The sequence below is a fragment of the Gardnerella piotii genome, from assembly GCF_049815665.1.
Lineage (GTDB): Bacteria > Actinomycetota > Actinomycetes > Actinomycetales > Bifidobacteriaceae > Bifidobacterium > Bifidobacterium piotii.
In genome coordinates, this window is the sequence record NZ_CP187450.1 from 1,071,732 (window position 1) to 1,089,999 (window position 18,268).

General features: G+C 42.3%; 14 protein-coding genes and 1 other RNA gene. 3 read left to right on the forward strand and 12 right to left on the reverse strand.

Features of this window, described 5'->3' with window-relative positions; translation table 11 throughout:
* Positions 1-32 precede the first annotated feature (32 nt).
* Positions 33-2,378: a protein kinase domain-containing protein gene (locus ACPEIW_RS04420; RefSeq protein WP_425663270.1), complete on the forward strand. Its 2,346-nt coding sequence runs from the start codon at positions 33-35 to the stop codon at positions 2,376-2,378.
* Between the two features lies 1 nt (position 2,379).
* Here ACPEIW_RS04420 and ACPEIW_RS04425 read toward each other — a convergent pair whose 3' ends face one another.
* On the reverse strand, positions 2,380-3,084 hold the full coding sequence (locus tag ACPEIW_RS04425) for a lysophospholipid acyltransferase family protein (protein WP_032813105.1): 705 nt from the start codon (positions 3,082-3,084) through the stop codon (positions 2,380-2,382).
* Between the two features lie 72 nt (positions 3,085-3,156).
* On the opposite strand from ACPEIW_RS04425, the gene ACPEIW_RS04430 reads away from it, so the two are divergent.
* A complete protein-coding gene (locus tag ACPEIW_RS04430) occupies positions 3,157-3,696 on the forward strand; it encodes a hypothetical protein (RefSeq protein WP_425663272.1) in 540 nt (179 codons plus the stop codon).
* 97 nt (positions 3,697-3,793) lie between these two features.
* Here ACPEIW_RS04430 and secA read toward each other — a convergent pair whose 3' ends face one another.
* Positions 3,794-6,565, reverse strand: a complete 2,772-nt coding sequence (gene secA / locus ACPEIW_RS04435) for a preprotein translocase subunit SecA (protein ID WP_415680622.1) — start codon at positions 6,563-6,565, stop codon at positions 3,794-3,796.
* 215 nt (positions 6,566-6,780) lie between these two features.
* The gene (gene hpf / locus ACPEIW_RS04440; protein ID WP_004132090.1) at positions 6,781-7,455 is read right to left on the reverse strand and encodes a ribosome hibernation-promoting factor, HPF/YfiA family; all 675 of its coding nucleotides are present in this window, start codon (positions 7,453-7,455) and stop codon (positions 6,781-6,783) included.
* Between the two features lie 157 nt (positions 7,456-7,612).
* On the opposite strand from hpf, the gene rnpB reads away from it, so the two are divergent.
* An RNA gene (gene rnpB, locus ACPEIW_RS04445) (RNase P RNA component class A) lies at positions 7,613-7,984 on the forward strand.
* 43 nt (positions 7,985-8,027) lie between these two features.
* Here rnpB and ACPEIW_RS04450 read toward each other — a convergent pair.
* From ACPEIW_RS04450 to argH, 9 genes are all read right to left on the reverse strand, one after another.
* The gene (locus ACPEIW_RS04450; RefSeq protein WP_415688290.1) at positions 8,028-8,660 is read right to left on the reverse strand and encodes an HAD family hydrolase; all 633 of its coding nucleotides are present in this window, start codon (positions 8,658-8,660) and stop codon (positions 8,028-8,030) included.
* 35 nt (positions 8,661-8,695) lie between these two features.
* The gene (locus tag ACPEIW_RS04455) at positions 8,696-8,773 is read right to left on the reverse strand and encodes a pentapeptide repeat-containing protein (protein WP_145988654.1); all 78 of its coding nucleotides are present in this window, start codon (positions 8,771-8,773) and stop codon (positions 8,696-8,698) included.
* A complete protein-coding gene (recN, locus tag ACPEIW_RS04460; protein ID WP_425663276.1) occupies positions 8,773-10,557 on the reverse strand; it encodes a DNA repair protein RecN in 1,785 nt (594 codons plus the stop codon). The genes ACPEIW_RS04455 and recN overlap by 1 nt, the downstream gene beginning before the upstream one ends.
* Before the next feature lie 9 nt (positions 10,558-10,566).
* The gene (locus ACPEIW_RS04465; protein WP_425663278.1) at positions 10,567-11,607 is read right to left on the reverse strand and encodes an NAD kinase; all 1,041 of its coding nucleotides are present in this window, start codon (positions 11,605-11,607) and stop codon (positions 10,567-10,569) included.
* Positions 11,608-11,664: 57 nt separating this feature from the next.
* Positions 11,665-12,456: a TlyA family RNA methyltransferase gene (locus ACPEIW_RS04470; protein WP_425663280.1), complete on the reverse strand. Its 792-nt coding sequence runs from the start codon at positions 12,454-12,456 to the stop codon at positions 11,665-11,667.
* A gap of 85 nt (positions 12,457-12,541) precedes the next feature.
* Entirely contained in the window at positions 12,542-13,639 is a 1,098-nt protein-coding gene (locus tag ACPEIW_RS04475; protein WP_425663282.1) for an HAD-IIA family hydrolase, read from the reverse strand.
* Between the two features lie 96 nt (positions 13,640-13,735).
* Positions 13,736-15,307, reverse strand: coding sequence for a hypothetical protein (locus ACPEIW_RS04480; RefSeq protein ID WP_425663284.1), 1,572 nt, complete (start codon positions 15,305-15,307; stop codon positions 13,736-13,738).
* Between the two features lie 80 nt (positions 15,308-15,387).
* A complete protein-coding gene (gene tyrS, locus ACPEIW_RS04485) occupies positions 15,388-16,707 on the reverse strand; it encodes a tyrosine--tRNA ligase (protein ID WP_425663286.1) in 1,320 nt (439 codons plus the stop codon).
* Positions 16,708-16,772: 65 nt separating this feature from the next.
* Positions 16,773-18,266 carry an argininosuccinate lyase gene (gene argH, locus ACPEIW_RS04490; protein WP_425663288.1) on the reverse strand — a complete coding sequence of 498 codons (1,494 nt, stop codon included), beginning with the start codon at positions 18,264-18,266 and terminating at the stop codon, positions 16,773-16,775.
* Positions 18,267-18,268 lie beyond the last annotated feature (2 nt).

Below are 18,268 nucleotides of genomic sequence, written 5' to 3' on the forward strand. Positions count from 1 at the left end.
TGGGTTTAATACGCGTATAAGGGATTTACTACATGAGTGAAGTTCAAGCGCAACTGGGAATGTGTGTTGAAAATCGCTATCGCATAGTTAAAAAGATAGCGGAAGGTGGCATGGCTACTGTTTATAAAGCGCAAGATGAGCGTCTTAATCGCCCTGTTGCGCTTAAAATCATGCATACTCAGCTTGCTCAAGGAATCCACCGAGAACAATTTATTGCAAGGTTCCGCAGAGAAGCAACTTCTGCAGCGTCAATCGCAAATCCGCATATTGTTCAAGTTTACGATACTGGCGAGTTTGAAGGACTTGACTACTTAGTTATGGAATATGTTCATGGCGTAAATCTTAGATACGAGATGAACAAATACGGCACTTTTAGCGTAAAAGATACTTTGCGCGTGCTTGCCCAAACTTTAGATGGTCTTGCATCCGCACACCTTGCTGGCGTTGTTCACAGAGATATTAAGCCAGAAAACATTTTGATTAACGACCGCGGAAACGTGCAAATCACCGATTTTGGACTTGCGCGTGCAATTTCTCAAGCAACTCTTTCTTCTACGGGTCTTCTTCTTGGAACGGCTGCATACCTTGCTCCAGAAATGATTGAGAAGAATCTTGCAACTCCTCAAGGAGATTTATATTCCGCAGGAATGATGGCTTGGGAGATGCTAGCTGGCAGAGTTCCTTTTAACGCGGATAATCCAGTAACTCTTGTTTTTAAGCATGTTCACGAAGACACTCCTTCTATAAAAACTGTTTGCAAAGATATCAATTCTTCGGTTGCAGATTTTCTTAGTTCGATTACTGCTCGAGAAATGGAAAAAAGACCAAGTGACGCTTCTAAAGCGCTTAATATTTTAAGAAGCGTGTGCTCTGGCTTAAGCGAAGAAGAGTGGCAATATAAGTTTGAAGTAGATTTAGACGCAGAAAATCAACCTCTTGAAGGCTCGATAATCGCAAACAAGATTGAAGATAAAAACTCTAATCTAAAATCTCAAATACCACTTCCGCCTAGCTTGAATAACAATACTTTGAGTGAAAATACTTTGAGTGATTCTGATTCGTCTAATGATGCATTGGCAAACAACACACTTGCTAGTAACACGCTTGCTAGCACAGAAAAGCTAAATAAGACTACAAACATAGATAAAACTACAGACATAGATAAAACAGCTGATATTGACGCAACTCAAGCATTATCTACATTACCTACGTTACCTACAAAAAGCTCCGATTTTAATGAAGTCTCTTCAAACTATTCAACTTCAACGAATAGCAATCCTCTTGAAGACTTTAACGATAACAATATGCTCACTGTTACAATGCGCGCACCGCAATTTATTAGTGAACGATTAAAAGCTAAAAGAAATAAGCCTAATAATTCAGACGACAATGGCAAGAAAACGCGCAAAAACATTATTATTATATCTGCAAGTTGCGCAGCAATCGCAGCAGCCGCAGTAGCATTTGGCGCGTACTGGTACTATTTAGGCCCTGGAAGCTATTGGTCTTTACCAAAACCAAACACGCAAGAATGCGCATCACAAAGTGCATGCAAAATAACAAACGTTCCGTGGGCAGACTACGAGCGCACTCTTAAAATATCTAATATTCCTTATTCCGTTTCTAAAGACTTTAGCGACAACATACCCGAAGGAAACATTATTTTCACTAATCCAGATTTTAGTGGCAGCAAAATCTCTAAGCGAAATAATGGCCGCGTTAAAATTGTTGTTTCAAAAGGCGTACGTAAGTCAACCATTCCAGAAGATATTATAGATCCAACTTCTAATGCTGGAAAAGATCCTATAAAAGCATTAAAAAAGGCAGGATTTACTTCTATTACGCATAAACCAAGCGAAGACATTTATTCTTTGGAAATTCCTAAAGGATGCGTTGTTGAGATTTCACCAACTCCTGGAATGCAAATGAATCACAATAAAAATATTACTGTGATTCTTTCTAAAGGGCCAATGCCTGTTTCTATGCCAGACGTTGTTAATCTTACAAAAGAAGAAGCAGATAAGGCGTTTAACGAAGCAAAATTAGTTCCAAACTACAGCGAAGAATTTAATGACAAAGTAGAAAAAGGCAAGATTATTAGCGCGTCCGTGCAAAAAGGAACGCAAATGCATTGGGGAGATAAACTCGATGTTGTTGTTTCTAAGGGACCAAAGACTATAACAATGCCAGATGTGCGCAATAAGAACGCTAATGAAGCTAGAAGAATACTTGAATCGCTTGGATTAAAGGTTAATATTTCTGCGCCTTTGGGCGATCTTATGCACACTGTTAGATTCCAATCCGCGGCTCCTGGGTCTCAAGTTAGAGTTCTAGACGAAAGCGGAAATCCAACAACAGTAACGTTAACGATTATTTAGCTTAACGATTATTCGCTTTTGCTTGCGACTCTTCTAGCATTCGCTTTTTAACAGTTTGCGCATATTCGTCAACGTACTCTTGACCGCTCATTTGCTGGATTGCTTTTGTTACTTTATTAGTAAGATCTCGAAGAATATCGTGCGTAATTTCTTCTGGACTCATCTTGCTAACTTCGATTGGCTTTCCGTAAATCGCCTTAGTATTGCCCTTTGCAGGCATAATCTGGCCATGTTTTTGAAGTTCGCGAGTGCCAATAATCGCAACTGGAACAATCGGGCATCCTGTTTCTAGCGCTAATCTTGCAGCGCCTGAATGACCCTTATACAGCTTTCCATCTGGGCTTCTTGTTCCTTCAATGTGAATTCCAAAAAGTTGACCTTTTTCTAGGATTTCTTTAGCATGATTCAGCGCACCAAGCGATTTTGATCCGCCAGAACGATCCACTGGAAACACGCCAACAGACGTAAACCACCACTTTTTAAAGCGACCCTTTAATCCCTTGCCTTCAAAATACTCAGCTTTTCCCATAAAATGAATCATGCGCGGGCATGTAAGAGGCAAAAGCGCATCGTCAATAACAGCAAGATGATTTGCTGCAATAATCGCTCCGCCTGTTTTAGGAATATTGTTGACTCCTTGAGCAGTAGGATGAATCCTTAAGCGAGCAATGAATCCAAACCCCTTTACAAAGAACCAATACAACATGCTAATCCCCATTCTAGCAAGATTCACAAAATAGCATTCAAACTATCAAGCAGACTTGCTACAGTATAATTCATGACTTCTTCTAAGAATACCAACTCCCATAACCGTTTGTATAATAACGAAAATAGCAATGGTGACGATTCGTTTAGTCAAAACTTTAACGACGATTGGTCTCAATTCGTTAGCGAGCACAAAAAAGATTTTAATGATTTAGAAAAGTCCAAAAGCGCAAAAATCTTTAGAAAACGCATTAATCAAGCTGCAGAACCATTAAGAAACATAGCATTTAGCACTAAACCTGGTCCAAGAGATAACACAACATCAAGCTGGCTCGATGTTGATAAAACAATGGACGAATACGGAGACGACTTTGTTGCTCCAAACCCCCATTTTAAGAACGTTTCCATTACCCTTATAGTTTTATGGAGCGTGTTTGTTTTGGGTGTTCTAGGCATGATTTTGAGCGTCCTAGTGCCATATTTTGCTATTTACACTGGCTCTGTTAGTGCTTTCCTATTTTTGATTGGTGGCGCAGGCCTACTTATGAGCAGAAAAAAGGACAATACTTCTAGCGAAGACTATAACGAGTTTGGAAAAGGCGCGCGAGTTTAGAACTAGCGAGTTTAAGTGTATTCGCGCAAAAGAATGAGGCTGATGCATTAACACCAGCCTCATTCTTTATAAAACGTTACTTTATAAGACTTTGACTTTAATCCTCATTTTGACCGTGGCAAAGCTTGTACTTTCTGCCAGATCCGCATGGGCATTCGTCGTTCTTATTTGTTCCTGGGAACGTACGACCATCAGCCCAAGGAGTCTTCCACTCCTCCGCCTTTGGACGCTTGCTTAATGGAACTTCGCCTTCTGCATGGCTTATAGGAGCAGGGCCGACGATTCCAGAATGCTCGTCTTCTTCTTGCTCTTCTTGCTCAATGCTTTCGTCAATATAAGAATCATCTTGGTTTTCTGTTTCTGCAACAATCTGCTCAAGATTCATGCGGAACAGAAGCTGAATAGACTCTTCCTTAATAGCTTCAATCATTGAGTTGTACATTTGGAAGCCTTCGCGTTGGTACTCAACCAAAGGATCTCTCTGACCCATACCGCGCAAGCCAATGCCATCCTTTAAGTAATCCATCTCGTAAAGATGTTCACGCCACTTTCTATCAAGAACAGCCAAAACAACTCTTCGCTCAAACTGACGCAAGCTATCGGAGCCCATTCGCTCTTCAAACACTGCGTAAATAGTTGTTACACTATCTACAATCGTGTCTCTTAAAGTATCAACAGCTTTTTGACCCTTAAGAGGCTCAATTTGCAAGCGAAGCTGATCCCAATCAACAATAATTGGCATAACTGCGTTCACAGCATCTTTAAGGCCTTCCCAATCCCAATCCTTAGGCTTGTCAGAACCGTTCATTGCTCCACGAACGTAGCTATCTGCAGTATCTTTAATAAACTTTAAGATATCTTCGTGAATATCTTCGCCCTTAAGAACAGCTTGACGTTCCGAATAGATAACCGTACGCTGCTTGTTCATAACGTCATCGTACTTCAAAACGTTCTTACGCATTTCAAAGTTACGAGCTTCAACAGTCTTTTGAGCCGTGCGCACGCCATTAGAAACATACTTAGATTCGATTGGTTCGCCTTCTGGCAAGCCCTTAGCCATAACGCGAGCAACAAGCTGAGTGTTGAACAAACGCATTAAGTCATCTTCCAAGCTTAGGTAGAAGCGCGATTCGCCAGGATCACCCTGACGGCCAGAACGGCCTCTAAGCTGATTATCAATACGACGAGATTCGTGGCGCTCAGTGCCTAGAACATACAAGCCACCAAGCTTCTTAACTTCTTCGTGCTCGTCTTTAACTTGTTCTTTGACTTCTGCCAAAACGCCTGGCCAACGCTTCTCATACTCTTCTGGAGTATCGTCTGGAGAATAGCCTTCTGCTTTAAGCTTTGCATCTGCCAAAAACTCAACGTTTCCGCCAAGCATAATATCTGTACCACGACCTGCCATGTTTGTAGCAACAGTCACAGCACCCTTACGACCTGCAACAGCAACAACAGCTGCTTCCTTAGCGTTTTGCTTAGCATTCAACACTTGGTGAGGAATACGAGCAACGTCCAAAAGCGAAGAAACGATTTCGGAAGATTCAACAGATGCTGTACCAAGCAAAACAGGCTGACCCTTTGCATGACGCTGAGCTACGTCTCGAACAATCGCAGCAAGCTTTTCCTTCTTAGTGCGGAAGATCAAATCATCCTTATCCATACGAATAACTGGACGGTTAGAAGGAATTGGAAGAACGCCAAGCTTGTATGTTCCCATAAACTCGGCAGCTTCCGTTTCTGCTGTACCAGTCATGCCAGCGAGCTTATCGTACATGCGGAAGTAGTTTTGCAAAGTAATAGTTGCAAAAGTCTGATTTTCTGCTTTTACTTCAACATTCTCTTTAGCTTCAATCGCCTGATGCAAGCCTTCGCTATAACGGCGACCTGGAAGAACACGGCCAGTGTGCTCGTCAACAATCAAAACTTCGCCATTAGTAACAACGTAATCGCGATCAAGAAGGAACAATTCCTTAGCTTTCAAAGCATTGTTCAAGTAGCCAATTAAAGCAGTGTTGCTTGGCTCGTAAAGATTATCAATACCTAAATAATCTTCAATCTTTGCAATGCCTGGATCCAAAATACCAGCAGTCTTGCGCTTTTCGTCAATCTTGTAATCAACATCGCGATCAAGCTTTAGAACAAGCTTTGCAAACTCGCGATACCAACGCGTAACATCGCCTTCGGCAGGTCCCGAGATAATAAGTGGCGTACGAGCCTCATCAATAAGAATGGAATCAACCTCATCGACGATTGCATAGTGATGACCACGCTGAACAAGATCGCCCTTTTCCCAAGCCATGTTGTCTCGCAAATAGTCGAAGCCAAACTCGTTGTTTGTGCCGTAAGTAATATCTGCGTTATATTGCTTCCTGCGCTCTGGTGGCTGCTGATCTGTAATAATGCATCCAACGCTCATGCCAAGGAACCTGTAAATACGACCCATAAGCTCACTCTGGTAGCTAGCAAGATAGTCGTTAACAGTAACAACATGAACGCCCTTGCCTTCCAAAGCGTTCAAATAGCTAGGCAGTGTTGCAACGAGTGTTTTACCTTCACCAGTCTTCATTTCTGCAATATTGCCCCAATGCAATGCTGCACCGCCCATAAGCTGAACGTCAAAGTGACGCTGACCAAGAGTACGCTTTGAAACTTCTCGCACTGTAGCAAAGGCTTCTGGCATTAAGTCATCAAGCTTCGCACCATTGTCTAACTTTTGCTTGAATTTTGCCGTTTGTCCTTTAAGTTCCTCGTCCGAAAGCGCAGAAATTTGATCTTCAAGCGCATTCACAGCCTTCGCAACGTTCTCAAGGCGCTTCAATTGACGGCCTTCACCCATTCGCAAGGCTTTATCAACGATATCTACCACGTTTAGCTCCCTTAGGTCGTGTCTATTATTCGGCTAGCCAATATAGACGTAAACTGTGCCTATATTACGCGACGGCTACGATTTTTGCAGCTCGCGAGTCCAAAACAACGCATAAAATGCCCGCCTAGCTTATTACTAGACGGGCATTGCACTCATATGAGTTATTTTATTTACTTTATTTACCCTTATTCTTCTACTGTTTCTTTACTGTTTTGTTACTTCTTTTTAGCAACATTTTCTGGAGTATCAATCTCAAACACACCATAACTCCATCCATGCCTACGGTATACAACCGATGGACGCATGGTTTCTTTATTTACAAACAGGAAGAAATCGTGACCAATAAGTTCCATCTCGTACAATGCTTCATCAATGCTCATTGGCTCGGCAATGTGGAGCTTACGACGAATCACAATAGGAGTATCTCCAACACTCACCTCTACAGATTCGCCAGGACCTAAGTCGGAAGCAACCGCAGCATCTGCACTATTTGTTCCATCAACTTGAACAACTTCTTCAACAGTTGTTTCAACTTCTGGCTCTACAACACCCAAATCAACTGGAACCATCTGCTCGTAGCCACGACGATGATCCTTGCGGCGATCTCTAGTTCTACGCAAGCGAAGCGTCAACTTATCTAACGCCATATCTAATGCACTGTATTGATCTGTGCTAGACGCTTCTGCGCGAATAACCGTACTTCCTGCAACTACAGTAATTTCAACTCTTTTTGCAGTATCTGCCTGCCTTGGATTGCCCTCAGTGTTAAGCACAATCTGAATGCGCTGCGCATCTGGAGCAATGGCGGTCACACGATTCATCTTGCTTTCTACAACGTCACGGAATCTTTGCTTAATTTGCGTATGACGTCCAGTGATGACGATTTCCATGCGAACCTCCTTAAGTAATCCGATACAAAATCGGTTTGTGTACACGTCAACGGCACCAGCGCCGCTGATACATCTATTATATCCGCTAAAAGCCGCCATTTTCTAGCGAGTCGCAAAATATGCGCAAAATTAAGACGTCTGCTATAATTGGGAAGGTTGAGGTTTCACGATGACCGCGGCTGCAATGTTCATTCGGAGTAGCTGAGGAACTTCCGGGCTCCGTAGAGCACAATGGCGGATAACGTCCGCCCAGGGCAACCTGAGAGATAGCGCAACAGAGAATAGACCGCCTAAACTTTTGTTTAGGTAAGGGTGAAACGGCGGTGTAAGAGACCACCGGGCTTCTGGTAACAGTTAGCCGCATGGCAAGCCTCATTGGGAGCAAGGTCAAGCAGAAGGTGTTTAAGGGCTGCTCGCCTAAGTCTTCGGGTAGACTGCTAGAGTTTGGCGGTAACGTCAAATCGAGATGGATGGTCATCCGTGTGCATTTTGCACGCGACAAAACCCGGGGTATGTGAAACCTCACCTCACTTTTGCAATTTATTTAAGACTTTTACTTAAGACTTTGCAACTTATTTAAGGCTTTTTGGCGCAAAGTCAAAATCGCCATTTATTAAATCCGCTACCCCACAAGTTTTCATTCCAGCTAAACGAGCTGATTTTAGTGCTGCATCAGAATCCTCAAAAACAGTGCAATCGCTTGGTTTTACGCCAATTCGCTTTGCTAAGTCAACATAAGTTTTAGGACTATTTTTTGCATTGCTTTCTAAATCTTCTCCAAAAATCATCAAATCAAAGTAATCATACAAATCCGTACGCTTTAACGCAGCAACGCATAAAGACTTAGAAAGAGTAGTTATAAGAACAGTTTTCGCACCCGTTTTATGTAAATAATCAACGTAATTTTTAGCACCTTTCCTAAGCGGCAAATGATTTGCGTATGCGTCAAAAGCCATGTCTTGCCACTCTTTCATTAAATCTTCGGGAGAATCCGTAAAACCAAAACGCTTAATAACATAATCCGCAACTTGGCGAGGTGTCATTGTTGCAGTGGAATCAGCAAAATCGGCAGGCACTTTAATACCGCGTTTAGCAAAACTCTCTTCGTCTATCTTGTCCCAAACGTCCAAAGAATCAAGCAAAGTGCCGTCAAAATCAAAAATTGATGCGTAATTTGAATTATCAACTAATGCATTTTCGCTCATATTATTAATCCCGATTATCTTTGATATTAACCCTATTATTCTGTTTTAGAAAAATCTGTTTTAGAAAAATCTGTTTTAGAAAAATTACTTTGAATTAGCTTAAGATTTTTCATTAGACTTTACTATTTTCAAGCAATTCTTTTGCATGATCCAAAGATGCTTGCGATTGGCTTCCCGAAAGCATTCTTGCGATTTCGCTTTGTCGGCTAATCTCATCTAATTTGGTAACAGTTGTATCTGCAAAACTAGAATTCTCGCCAGAATCAGCTCCAGAATTCGCTCCAGAATCCGCCGCGCTTTCAATCTTTTTTCTGACAACAAATTGAACGTTTGCAAAAGCTGCTACTTGAGCTAAATGCGTTACAACAATCACTTGCGCACTTTTAGCAAGCAAAGCCAAGCGCTTGCCTAATTCCACTGCTGCAACACCACCAACGCCTGCATCAACTTCGTCGAAAATAAACGTCATTGATTGATTATTACTGCGATTTTGTTTTGCACTAACAAGCTCCATTGCAAGCATAAGCCTACTGAGTTCGCCGCCAGAAGCACTACTGCCCATTGGCAAATAGTTAGACGCAGGGAAAGGCTTAAAAAGAAACTCAACACTATCTAAGCCGTGCACGTTCAAATCAAATTTTCCGTCCTTGTTTTTAGCGCGCTTAGAAACATTAATCAAAAGTTGCGCATCTGGCATAGATAAGGATTCAAGCTCTTTGCTAACTTCGTAGCTAAACTTTTTTGCAACAACTTTGCGCGTGTTATAAAGAGCTTCGGCAAGTTTTTCAGCGTCTTTATAAGTCTTCTCGCACAAATCTTTAGCGCGCGCAACAGCTTCTGGCGAATCATCCAAATCTTCAAGCTCAAATTGCGCTTTTTTGGCCCACTCTAAAACATCGTCAATTTGCGGACCCCATCTGCGTGTTAAATCGCTTAAATCGTGAATACGATTGTTAATAGCGTCTAAATCTTCCTGACTCTCATCAACATCTAATTGTTGAGCAAGTTGCATAACAATATCGGAAATCTGGGAAGAAATATCGTCAAGTTGATTTGCAATCGCGCTATAATCTCCGTCAACTCGAATTGAGCGAATCGCCTTAGACGCATTGTCAACCAAATGCAATGCGTCAACTGAATCTATTGCGCCGTAGTCAATTTGACTTGCGTCCAACGAAGAAATTGCTTCGCTAATAGCCCCAACGATTTGAGCAGCGTTTTCTATGCGATCTCTTTTAGCTTTAAGATTTTCATCCTCATTTGGTTTTGGATCGATTTGGCGAATTTTTTCTAACGATTCACGCAAGTAGTCTGCGCGCTGTCTAGAAGACGATTGCTGATTTATAAGGCGATTATATGCTTCAACAGCATTTTGCCACTTATTAAACGCTGATTCATAGTCTTGTAGTTCTTTAGAATTGCACGAGATTGAATCCAAGAATTCACGCTGTTTTGAAGCTGTTGCTATGCGAAGTTGATCACTTTGGCCATGAATTGTTATTGTGTGCGAGCAAACGCTTTCTAGCAAGGATTTTGGAACAGAATAACCAGAGATTACAGCTCTTGATCTACCATTTTTTGGAACAGACCTAGATACGTAAACGTCTTCTTTAGAATCATCATCTTCACATTCTTCGGCATTAATCCCAGATTCTTGCAATATTTGTGCAACATCGCTAGATTTTGGCACAGAAAACACGCCTTGAGCCCACGACTCGTTTGCAAAAGATGATACTTTTGCCAAATCTGCTTTTCCTCCAGATATAAGCTTTATAGCGCTTAAAAGCATGGATTTTCCAGCACCCGTTTCGCCAGTTATTGCAGTCATCCCTTTAGAAGGCGTAATAACAGCGTTAGAAATTGGGCCTAAATTACGAATCTCAAGTTCTTCAAGCACAAATACCCCCTATAGGTTTAGATTATTAGGGACGATTGGATAATCCGCGTTACAGTCCGCGTTTTTTACGCCTACACCATCTTCATAATTTCTATCGGTTTCATTATGAAGATTTGCTTCATAAATCTTAGGTCTAGCATCCACTTTTCGGCGATTTTCACGCCATCCAACAACTGGCAAATCAAACTTTGTGACTAATCTTTGCGTAAACGGAACTCCAGAAAGTCGCGCTAAAAGCAACTCATCTTTAGATTGCCTAATTTGAATCCTAGAACCTTGCGGCAAAGCTCTTTGACGCCTTCCATCGCAGCAAATCCACCCACCAGAAGATGATTCTTGCAAAATATCAATCGTAAAAGTAGATCCTGCTCCAATTATTAGCGGCCTAGAAAATAGTGCGTGCGCAGCCAAAGGAACCAGTTGCAAAGCCTCAACGTTTGGCCACATAATCGGGCCGCCTGCCGAAAACGCGTACGCAGTAGAACCAGTAGGCGTAGAAACAATCACGCCATCGCACCCAAAAGACGACATTTCAACATTGTCAACGCGAATCGAAAGCTCCACCATTCGCCCGCGATCTGCCCTATCTAAAGTAATATCGTTAAGCGCCCAATCACTTAAAGGCTCTCTGGCTCCAGGAAGCCAAACATCTACATGCGCTTCCATTCTATGCTCTAAGAAGTAGTCTTTTTGCGCAATTCTTCGCACAGCCTCATCTATTTGGAAGCTTTCAAATTCAGCCAAAAAACCAACATGCCCAAGGTTTATTCCAATTATTGGAACAGGAGTGCAATGCACTAATTCTGCAGCTTGAAGCATTGTGCCATCCCCACCTAGCACAACAACAATTTCCGTATTTTTATCTACCACTTGAGCGATTTTTTGCGCAAAATCCGACACTGCAGCACTATGAAACACGCTAACATTAAAACCAGCATTTTTAAGTTGAGTAGTAACTTGATTTACAACAGCACTGTTGCTATCAAGACGCGCATGAGTAACCACAAGAGCATTGCGAGAAGTACAATTCCCTTCTAAACGTTCTTGCATAGCGCCCCCTTTGAGATTTATTTGTAGCTTTATTTGTAGCTTTACAAAAGTTAATCATCATTTTAGTTGTTGCACTACATATTGCGCATAAAGAAGATATTCAACGTTTCCGTGAGTTCCCTCTATAGGAGATTCATGAGTTGCAATAACGCTTAAACAATTGTTTTTAGCGCATTCTTTAATATTTTCTAGGGCTTTAAGTCTTAGATTTTTATCTGTTACAATTCCGCCTTTTCCAAGATTTCCCTTGCCAACTTCAAATTGCGGTTTTACAAGAAGAACAATATTCGCGTTATTTTGCGCAATACGTGCAATTACTGGAATCACAAAGCTAAGAGATATAAAAGAGACGTCGGAGACTATAAGATTCGGCTTGTATGGCAAATCTTGAGCGTAAACATTTCTAATATTTACGCCACTCATTTCAATAACGCGTGGATTGCTTGCGATTTTTGTGTGCAATTGACCGTGTCCAACGTCTAAAGCTATAACGCTATTTGCTCCATTTTGCAACAAATAATCGCAAAAACCGCCAGTAGAAGCGCCAATATCTAATGCTTTAGTATTTGAATCAACTTTTAATCCTAAATTCTCAAATAAGCGGAATGCGCCTTCGAGTTTTAGCGCTCCTCTAGAAACGTATTTAATGCAAGAATTTTCTTTTTTTGATTCGTCAAGGCTTATTTTTTGCGATTTTTTCACTAAAAATGACGATTTTTTAACAATACGATTATCTACTTTTACTACTCCAGACTTGATTAAGCGTTGAGATGTAGTTCTACTTTTTACTAAACTACGATTTACAAGCGCACAGTCTAAGCGCTGACCTAAATCATCTTCGTCTAGCATTAAAAACCTCGCTTAAAGTATAAAGTCACAAATCGCAAAGTCGTAAGTCGTAAGCCACAAATCACAAATCACACAACGCATTACATCACAAAGAAAACTCTGGAAGAATATAATCTTCAAGCGATTCTCCGTTATCCATTAAACTCCAAGCAAGCGCACAAGCAGCACGTAAAGCGTTGCAATCATTAGGATTGTTTACTTCAATAGAGTTACTAACGATTTGCGCTCTAGAATCGCCGCACGTAAACGTAGAATCGTCAACGCGTTTTGGAGCAACATGCACCTCGTTCAATCCCCTTAAATCCTTAGAAACAAAGCTTGGTCGCAAGTGTTTTGGAGCTTCAAGCAACATGCGCGGATTTGTAACGCCCGTAAGAACAAGAAGCGACTCATACCCTCCTCTGGTACCTGCTTCAATGTCTGTGTCTAATCTGTCTCCTACAGCTAGCGAGCGCTCAATACTTATTACAGGATTTCCAAATTCGTCTTTTTGCGCATATTCTTTAATATCTTCATCATTGTGATTTGCGTTTGCAGCAACCAACAATCGCGCTTCGTCGTACATTGCGCACTCGGGCTTTCCTGCAGACGCAATAGGTTCTACTCCAGTGGCATTTACTACAGCTTGAATCATAGAACCGCATCCAGGAGCTATGCCAAACTCGCGCGGAATTGTTAAATCGCGATTAGTAACAAAATACTTAGCTCCGCGCTCTACAGCAAAAGCGACTTGTGCCATTTCTTGCCAAGTCATTTGCGGATACCAGCCTTGAATTACAGCCTGCGGATTGTCTTTACAAGACTTTACAGGATTAAGACCAGCGCGCTTAACCTCTTGCACAAGATGATCTGCGCCTAAAACTAAAACGTTTGAACCGCTTGGAACATATCGAGCAACCATTCGAGCAGCTACAAGTGACGACGTTATTATTTGCCACGGCTCTACTTTTAAGCCAAAACTTTCTAGCTGACTTGCTACAACTTCTTGAAAACGAGAAGAATTATTAGTTGTGTATTCAATAAACATGCCATTTTTTTGAGCATTTTCAATTGATTCGGCTGCGTATTCGACGGATTTTCCGCCTCTATACACTACTCCGTCTAAGTCAAGCAAAGCTAAGCGAAAATCCTTGCTTAATGCAGATTTGCTATTTGAAAAATTCGCTCGTTCATCAAGTTGCATAAAATATCCTCACGATTTAAGAATACCAAAGTAGAAAATGCCCAGCTTACTATACTTTTACAATACAGAAGCTGGGCTTAGAAAATATGATTTGTACTATTCCTCTTTAGGATTAACTGCATTCATCTCTACAGTTTCAGTATTATCTGCGATTTGTGAATCTTCCGAATTGTCATCTGAATCATCTGAATCATCATCTGAATCGTCATCCGAATCATCTTCCGAATCATCATCTGGAGCAAATTGCGCATCATCTTCACTAATGCCAACTTCGTCCATAATCGCATCATTAAGATGTTCCAAATCGTAGTCAATCACAACATCTTCTGGATTTTCTTCGTCTTCAATATCTGCATACTGCTCTTCTAAGCGATCCAGCAAAGCATCAAGCTCAATCGCCTCATCGCTTCGCCCAGCCTCTTCAAGGAAGTACTGCTCCGCTTGAACAGCGCGCATTCTATACTCGCCAGGTAAGCCCTTAGACCTACCCATTGCGTGAACAAGCTCAATCGCCTTATCTGCATGGTTTGTATCCGCCAAAACGCCTGCATACACAAGGAACATTTCTGCTTTAACTTCGCCACTAACGCTTTTAGCTTCATCCGACATGCAAATTTCCAGCGCTTTATCAAGGTTACCCATACCGCGCTCGCAATCTGCAATAAATGGAAGATAATCCGTGTAGCCATTCATTCGCATAGCTGTTCTAAACTCGCGCGCAGCAAGCTTGTAATCGCCCTGACGGTACGCAATAAATCCTAGTGTTTCGCGCGAAAAATCAATGCGAGACGCCTGCTTTGCAGCCCACTTTGCGTGTTCTAAAGCAAGCTCTGGGTCTTCGTCTTGCAAAGCATAAGCTGCGAGAATATGCAAGCCAATGTTTTCGGAATGCTCCTTAGAAAGACCGCGCAAACGCTCGCGAGATTCCTTAGAAAGCATGGAATATTCTAGGCCCTTAGGCATTTTTGGCTCGCCTGGACGCCTATCTGTATACGGATTTTGAGATGGGTAAGAAACAGTTCCATCCGAGTTTCTACGAGGGCCATTCTCAAAACGGAAAGACGACTTTGAATCGTGCTTTCTAGAATCGTTCTTCTTAAATCCACTCTTGTGGAAGCCATCCTTGTGGAATCCGCCGCGATTATCTTCAAAGCGTCGATCATTGCGCTCGCCACGATTATCGCGATCAAACTTCTTGTATCTTGGATTGCCATTTTCTTCTGATTTGGCATCAAAACCACGATTTGTGCGCTTATCGTAATCGCTGTGACTGTATCGATTATCGCGATTGCGCTTATCTTCGCGATTATATCTATCTTCGCGATTATCTTTTCTGTCAAATCTGCGATTATCGCGATCAAACCTGCGCTCACCATCGCCATCAAATTTGCGATCCGAGTTCTTCTTGAAACCGTTCTTCTTGAAACCGTCTTTATGGAATCCATCTTTATGGAATCCGTCTTTATGGAATCCGTCTTTATGGAAACCATCTTTGTGGAAACCGTCTTTATGGAACCCACCGCGATGCTCACCGTCTTTGTGGAACCCACCCTTATGGAAGCCTCCGCGACGCTCACCGTTTCCACCATTTTTACCGCCATTTTGACGGCTAAAATGGCCACGATTACCAAACGACTTACCACTACGCGATCCGCGTTCTTCGCCCATTATTGGCATACCTTTCAAAGTCTAAAAATATAAAATTATACTAAAATCTAATGCTAAAAACAAATTAAGCGCGCTTAAAACTACGCACGCTCAACAGCGCCAATAGCCTTCTTGCCTCTACGAAGCAAAGCAAAACGACCGTGCAAGAATGAGCTATCGCTCAAAACGTCATCAACGCTTTCTACGCGATTATTGTTAACGTACAATCCGCCAGCTTCAATAGCTCTACGAGCCTCGGAAATAGTGCGGAACAATCCTGCAGCAACAGCGGCCTCAACAACACGATCTGCAACATGGGCTTTAGCAAATTCCAAAGTGCCATCTTGTGCTTTAACTTTAACGCCATCTAAAGCAGCTTCAAGAGTTTGCTCGTCAATTCCAGCTAAATCACCCTTGCCAAAAAGCGCTCCAGAAGCAGCAATCGCCTGATTTGTAACATCTTCGCCATGCACAAAACTTGTAACTTCCCAAGCGAGCACACGCTGAGCTTCACGACTTCCTGGGTCTTCTTGAATTTGCTTTTCCAAACGCTCAATCTCGCTCTTAGGCAAGAACGTAAAAGCCTTAAGAAGCTTAACAACTTCATCATCTGGCTGATTAAACCAGAATTGATAGAAGCGATAAGGGCTAAGCATTGTAGGATCAAGCCACATTGCGTTACCCTCAGATTTTCCAAACTTACGACCTTGATTATCCGTAATAATTGGGCTTGTAAACACGTTTACAGAAGCTCCGCGAACCTTACGAATCAAATCCATGCCAGAAGTCAAATTACCCCACTGATCAGATCCACCAAGTTGCAAAGTAACGTTGTAATTATCAAACAAGTACAAAAAGTCGTTTCCTTGCAAAACTTGGTAGCTAAACTCAGCGAAAGAAATGCCTTCGTCGGAGTTTAAGCGGCGAGCAACAATATCTTTAGAAAGCATTGTGCCGACTCTAAAGTTCTTGCCAACATCGCGCAAAAAGTCGATAGCAGACATTTTAGAAACCCAGTCGTAGTTGCTTACAAAACGAACAGGATTTTCTCCATCAAGAGGCAAAATACGGCCGATTTGCTTGCGCAAACGCTCCGCCCATCCAGCAACAATATCTTTAGAATTAAGCGTGCGCTCTCCGCTTTGGCGAGGGTCTCCAATCAAGCCCGTAGCACCGCCAACCAAAGCAATAGGATGATGGCCTGCAGCTTGCAAATGACGCATGTTAATAAGCTGAACAAGATTGCCAATATGCAACGAAGCAGCAGTAGGGTCGTAGCCGCAATAATAAGTTAATGGTTCTCCGTCAAGTGCTTGAGCAAGTTGATTTTCGTCAGTAGATTGAGAAATCAATCCACGCCACTTTAGCTCTTCAAACAAAGAAGCAAATCCAGCTTCTTTGTAATTCCTCACCTGAGCCATTTATATCTCCTTATTATTGCAAAAATTACCGAAAATATCGGGCGCATTTGCGCGCTACAAGCCTTTCAATTTTGGCAGCACATGGAGACACTCTTATAAGCTATTCCGTCGCTTACAGATTCAGCGAATTTCTTATACTCACTAATCGCAAGCTGAGCTTGATTAATTTGCTCTTTTACGCGCACAAAAGCTGTTCCACCTTTGCCGCATCTAGAAGAAACAGAGCCATAGCTAGAAAGAACAAGTCTAAGATCTGGTATTTTATTTGCATCAATAATGCCATCTAAAATCGTTGCATAATCGTCGTTACTCAAATCGCTTAAATCGCATTTAAGACTTTCGGCACGCTTTACACATAGTCCCGATAACGTATGCGCATTGCGGAAAGGAACGCCTTGTTTTACAAGCCATTCTGCAATGTCGGTAGCAAGAGCAAAACCAGTTGCAGACTGCTCAAGCAAGCGAGGCGTGTTAAATCGCATTGTTCTAACCATTCCTGCAAATGCTGGAAGCAAAACTTCTAGAGTGTCGATTTGGTCAAAAACCGCTTCTTTATCTTCTTGCAAATCGCGCGCATAAGCGGTTGGAAGACCTTTAAGAGTGGCCATTAATCCAGTTAAATCTCCGATTAATCGCCCAGCTTTACCTCTAGCAAGCTCCGCAATATCTGGATTCTTCTTTTGAGGCATAATCGAAGAACCCGTAGAATAAGCATCGTCTAAAGTCACAAACGCAAACTCTTGAGTATTCCATATAATAATCTCTTCGCTTAAGCGAGAAATATCAACGCCAATCATAGATGCAATAAACGCAAATTCCGCAACAACATCGCGGCTTGCTGTAGCATCAATCGAGTTTGCACAAACAGCAGAAAAACCAAGCTCTTTAGCAACTTCTTCGGGGTCTAAGCCAAGAGTGTTGCCAGCCAAAGCGCCTGCTCCGTATGGGCTTTCGTTTGCGCGCAAATCCCAATCCGCAAGGCGATTTACGTCTCGCAAAAGCGGCCAAACATGGGCCATTAGCTGGTGTGCAAGCAAAATAGGCTGAGCGTGTTGCATATGAGTTCGCCCAGGCATTACAGCGTCTTTTGCTTCTAAAGATTGAGCGACTAAAGCATTGCAAACATCTAGCACGAGTGCCGCTAATGCGCGTGCGTGTCTGCGCAAAAACATGCGTATTAAAGCTGCGATTTGGTCGTTTCTAGAGCGGCCAGCTCTAAGTTTTCCACCAAGTTCGCTTCCTGCAATCTCAAGCAAGCCGCGCTCTAATGCTGTTGCTTCGTCCTCGTCTTCTTCAATTGGAGCAAAAATGCCATTATCTACGCGGTTTTGCAACTCGTCTAGCGCTTTGCAAAGATCTGCGTATTCTTGATTTGTTAATAAACCTGCACGATGCAAAGCGTGGGCGTGCGCGCGAGAGCCTGCAATATCGTCATCCGCTAATCGCCAGTCAAATTGCGTTGACTTGCTAAGCTTTGCGAGTTCTGCAGAAGGCCCCGAGCTAAAGCGACCGCCCCACAAGGCTATTGGATGATTAGTATTGGCATTTGCATCGTGCATAG

Coding starts and splice junctions, on each gene's coding strand:
- ACPEIW_RS04430 (WP_425663272.1), top strand. CDS start 3,157: ATGACTTCTTCTAAGAATACCAACTCCCATAACCGTTTGTATAATAAC.
- ACPEIW_RS04450 (WP_415688290.1), bottom strand. CDS start 8,660: ATGAGCGAAAATGCATTAGTTGATAATTCAAATTACGCATCAATTTTT.
- ACPEIW_RS04465 (WP_425663278.1), bottom strand. CDS start 11,607: ATGCAAGAACGTTTAGAAGGGAATTGTACTTCTCGCAATGCTCTTGTG.
- ACPEIW_RS04475 (WP_425663282.1), bottom strand. CDS start 13,639: ATGCAACTTGATGAACGAGCGAATTTTTCAAATAGCAAATCTGCATTA.
- ACPEIW_RS04420 (WP_425663270.1), top strand. CDS start 33: ATGAGTGAAGTTCAAGCGCAACTGGGAATGTGTGTTGAAAATCGCTAT.
- argH (WP_425663288.1), bottom strand. CDS start 18,266: ATGCACGATGCAAATGCCAATACTAATCATCCAATAGCCTTGTGGGGC.
- ACPEIW_RS04480 (WP_425663284.1), bottom strand. CDS start 15,307: ATGGGCGAAGAACGCGGATCGCGTAGTGGTAAGTCGTTTGGTAATCGT.
- hpf (WP_004132090.1), bottom strand. CDS start 7,455: ATGGAAATCGTCATCACTGGACGTCATACGCAAATTAAGCAAAGATTC.
- ACPEIW_RS04425 (WP_032813105.1), bottom strand. CDS start 3,084: ATGTTGTATTGGTTCTTTGTAAAGGGGTTTGGATTCATTGCTCGCTTA.
- ACPEIW_RS04455 (WP_145988654.1), bottom strand. CDS start 8,773: ATGAAAAATCTTAAGCTAATTCAAAGTAATTTTTCTAAAACAGATTTT.
- ACPEIW_RS04470 (WP_425663280.1), bottom strand. CDS start 12,456: ATGCTAGACGAAGATGATTTAGGTCAGCGCTTAGACTGTGCGCTTGTA.
- tyrS (WP_425663286.1), bottom strand. CDS start 16,707: ATGGCTCAGGTGAGGAATTACAAAGAAGCTGGATTTGCTTCTTTGTTT.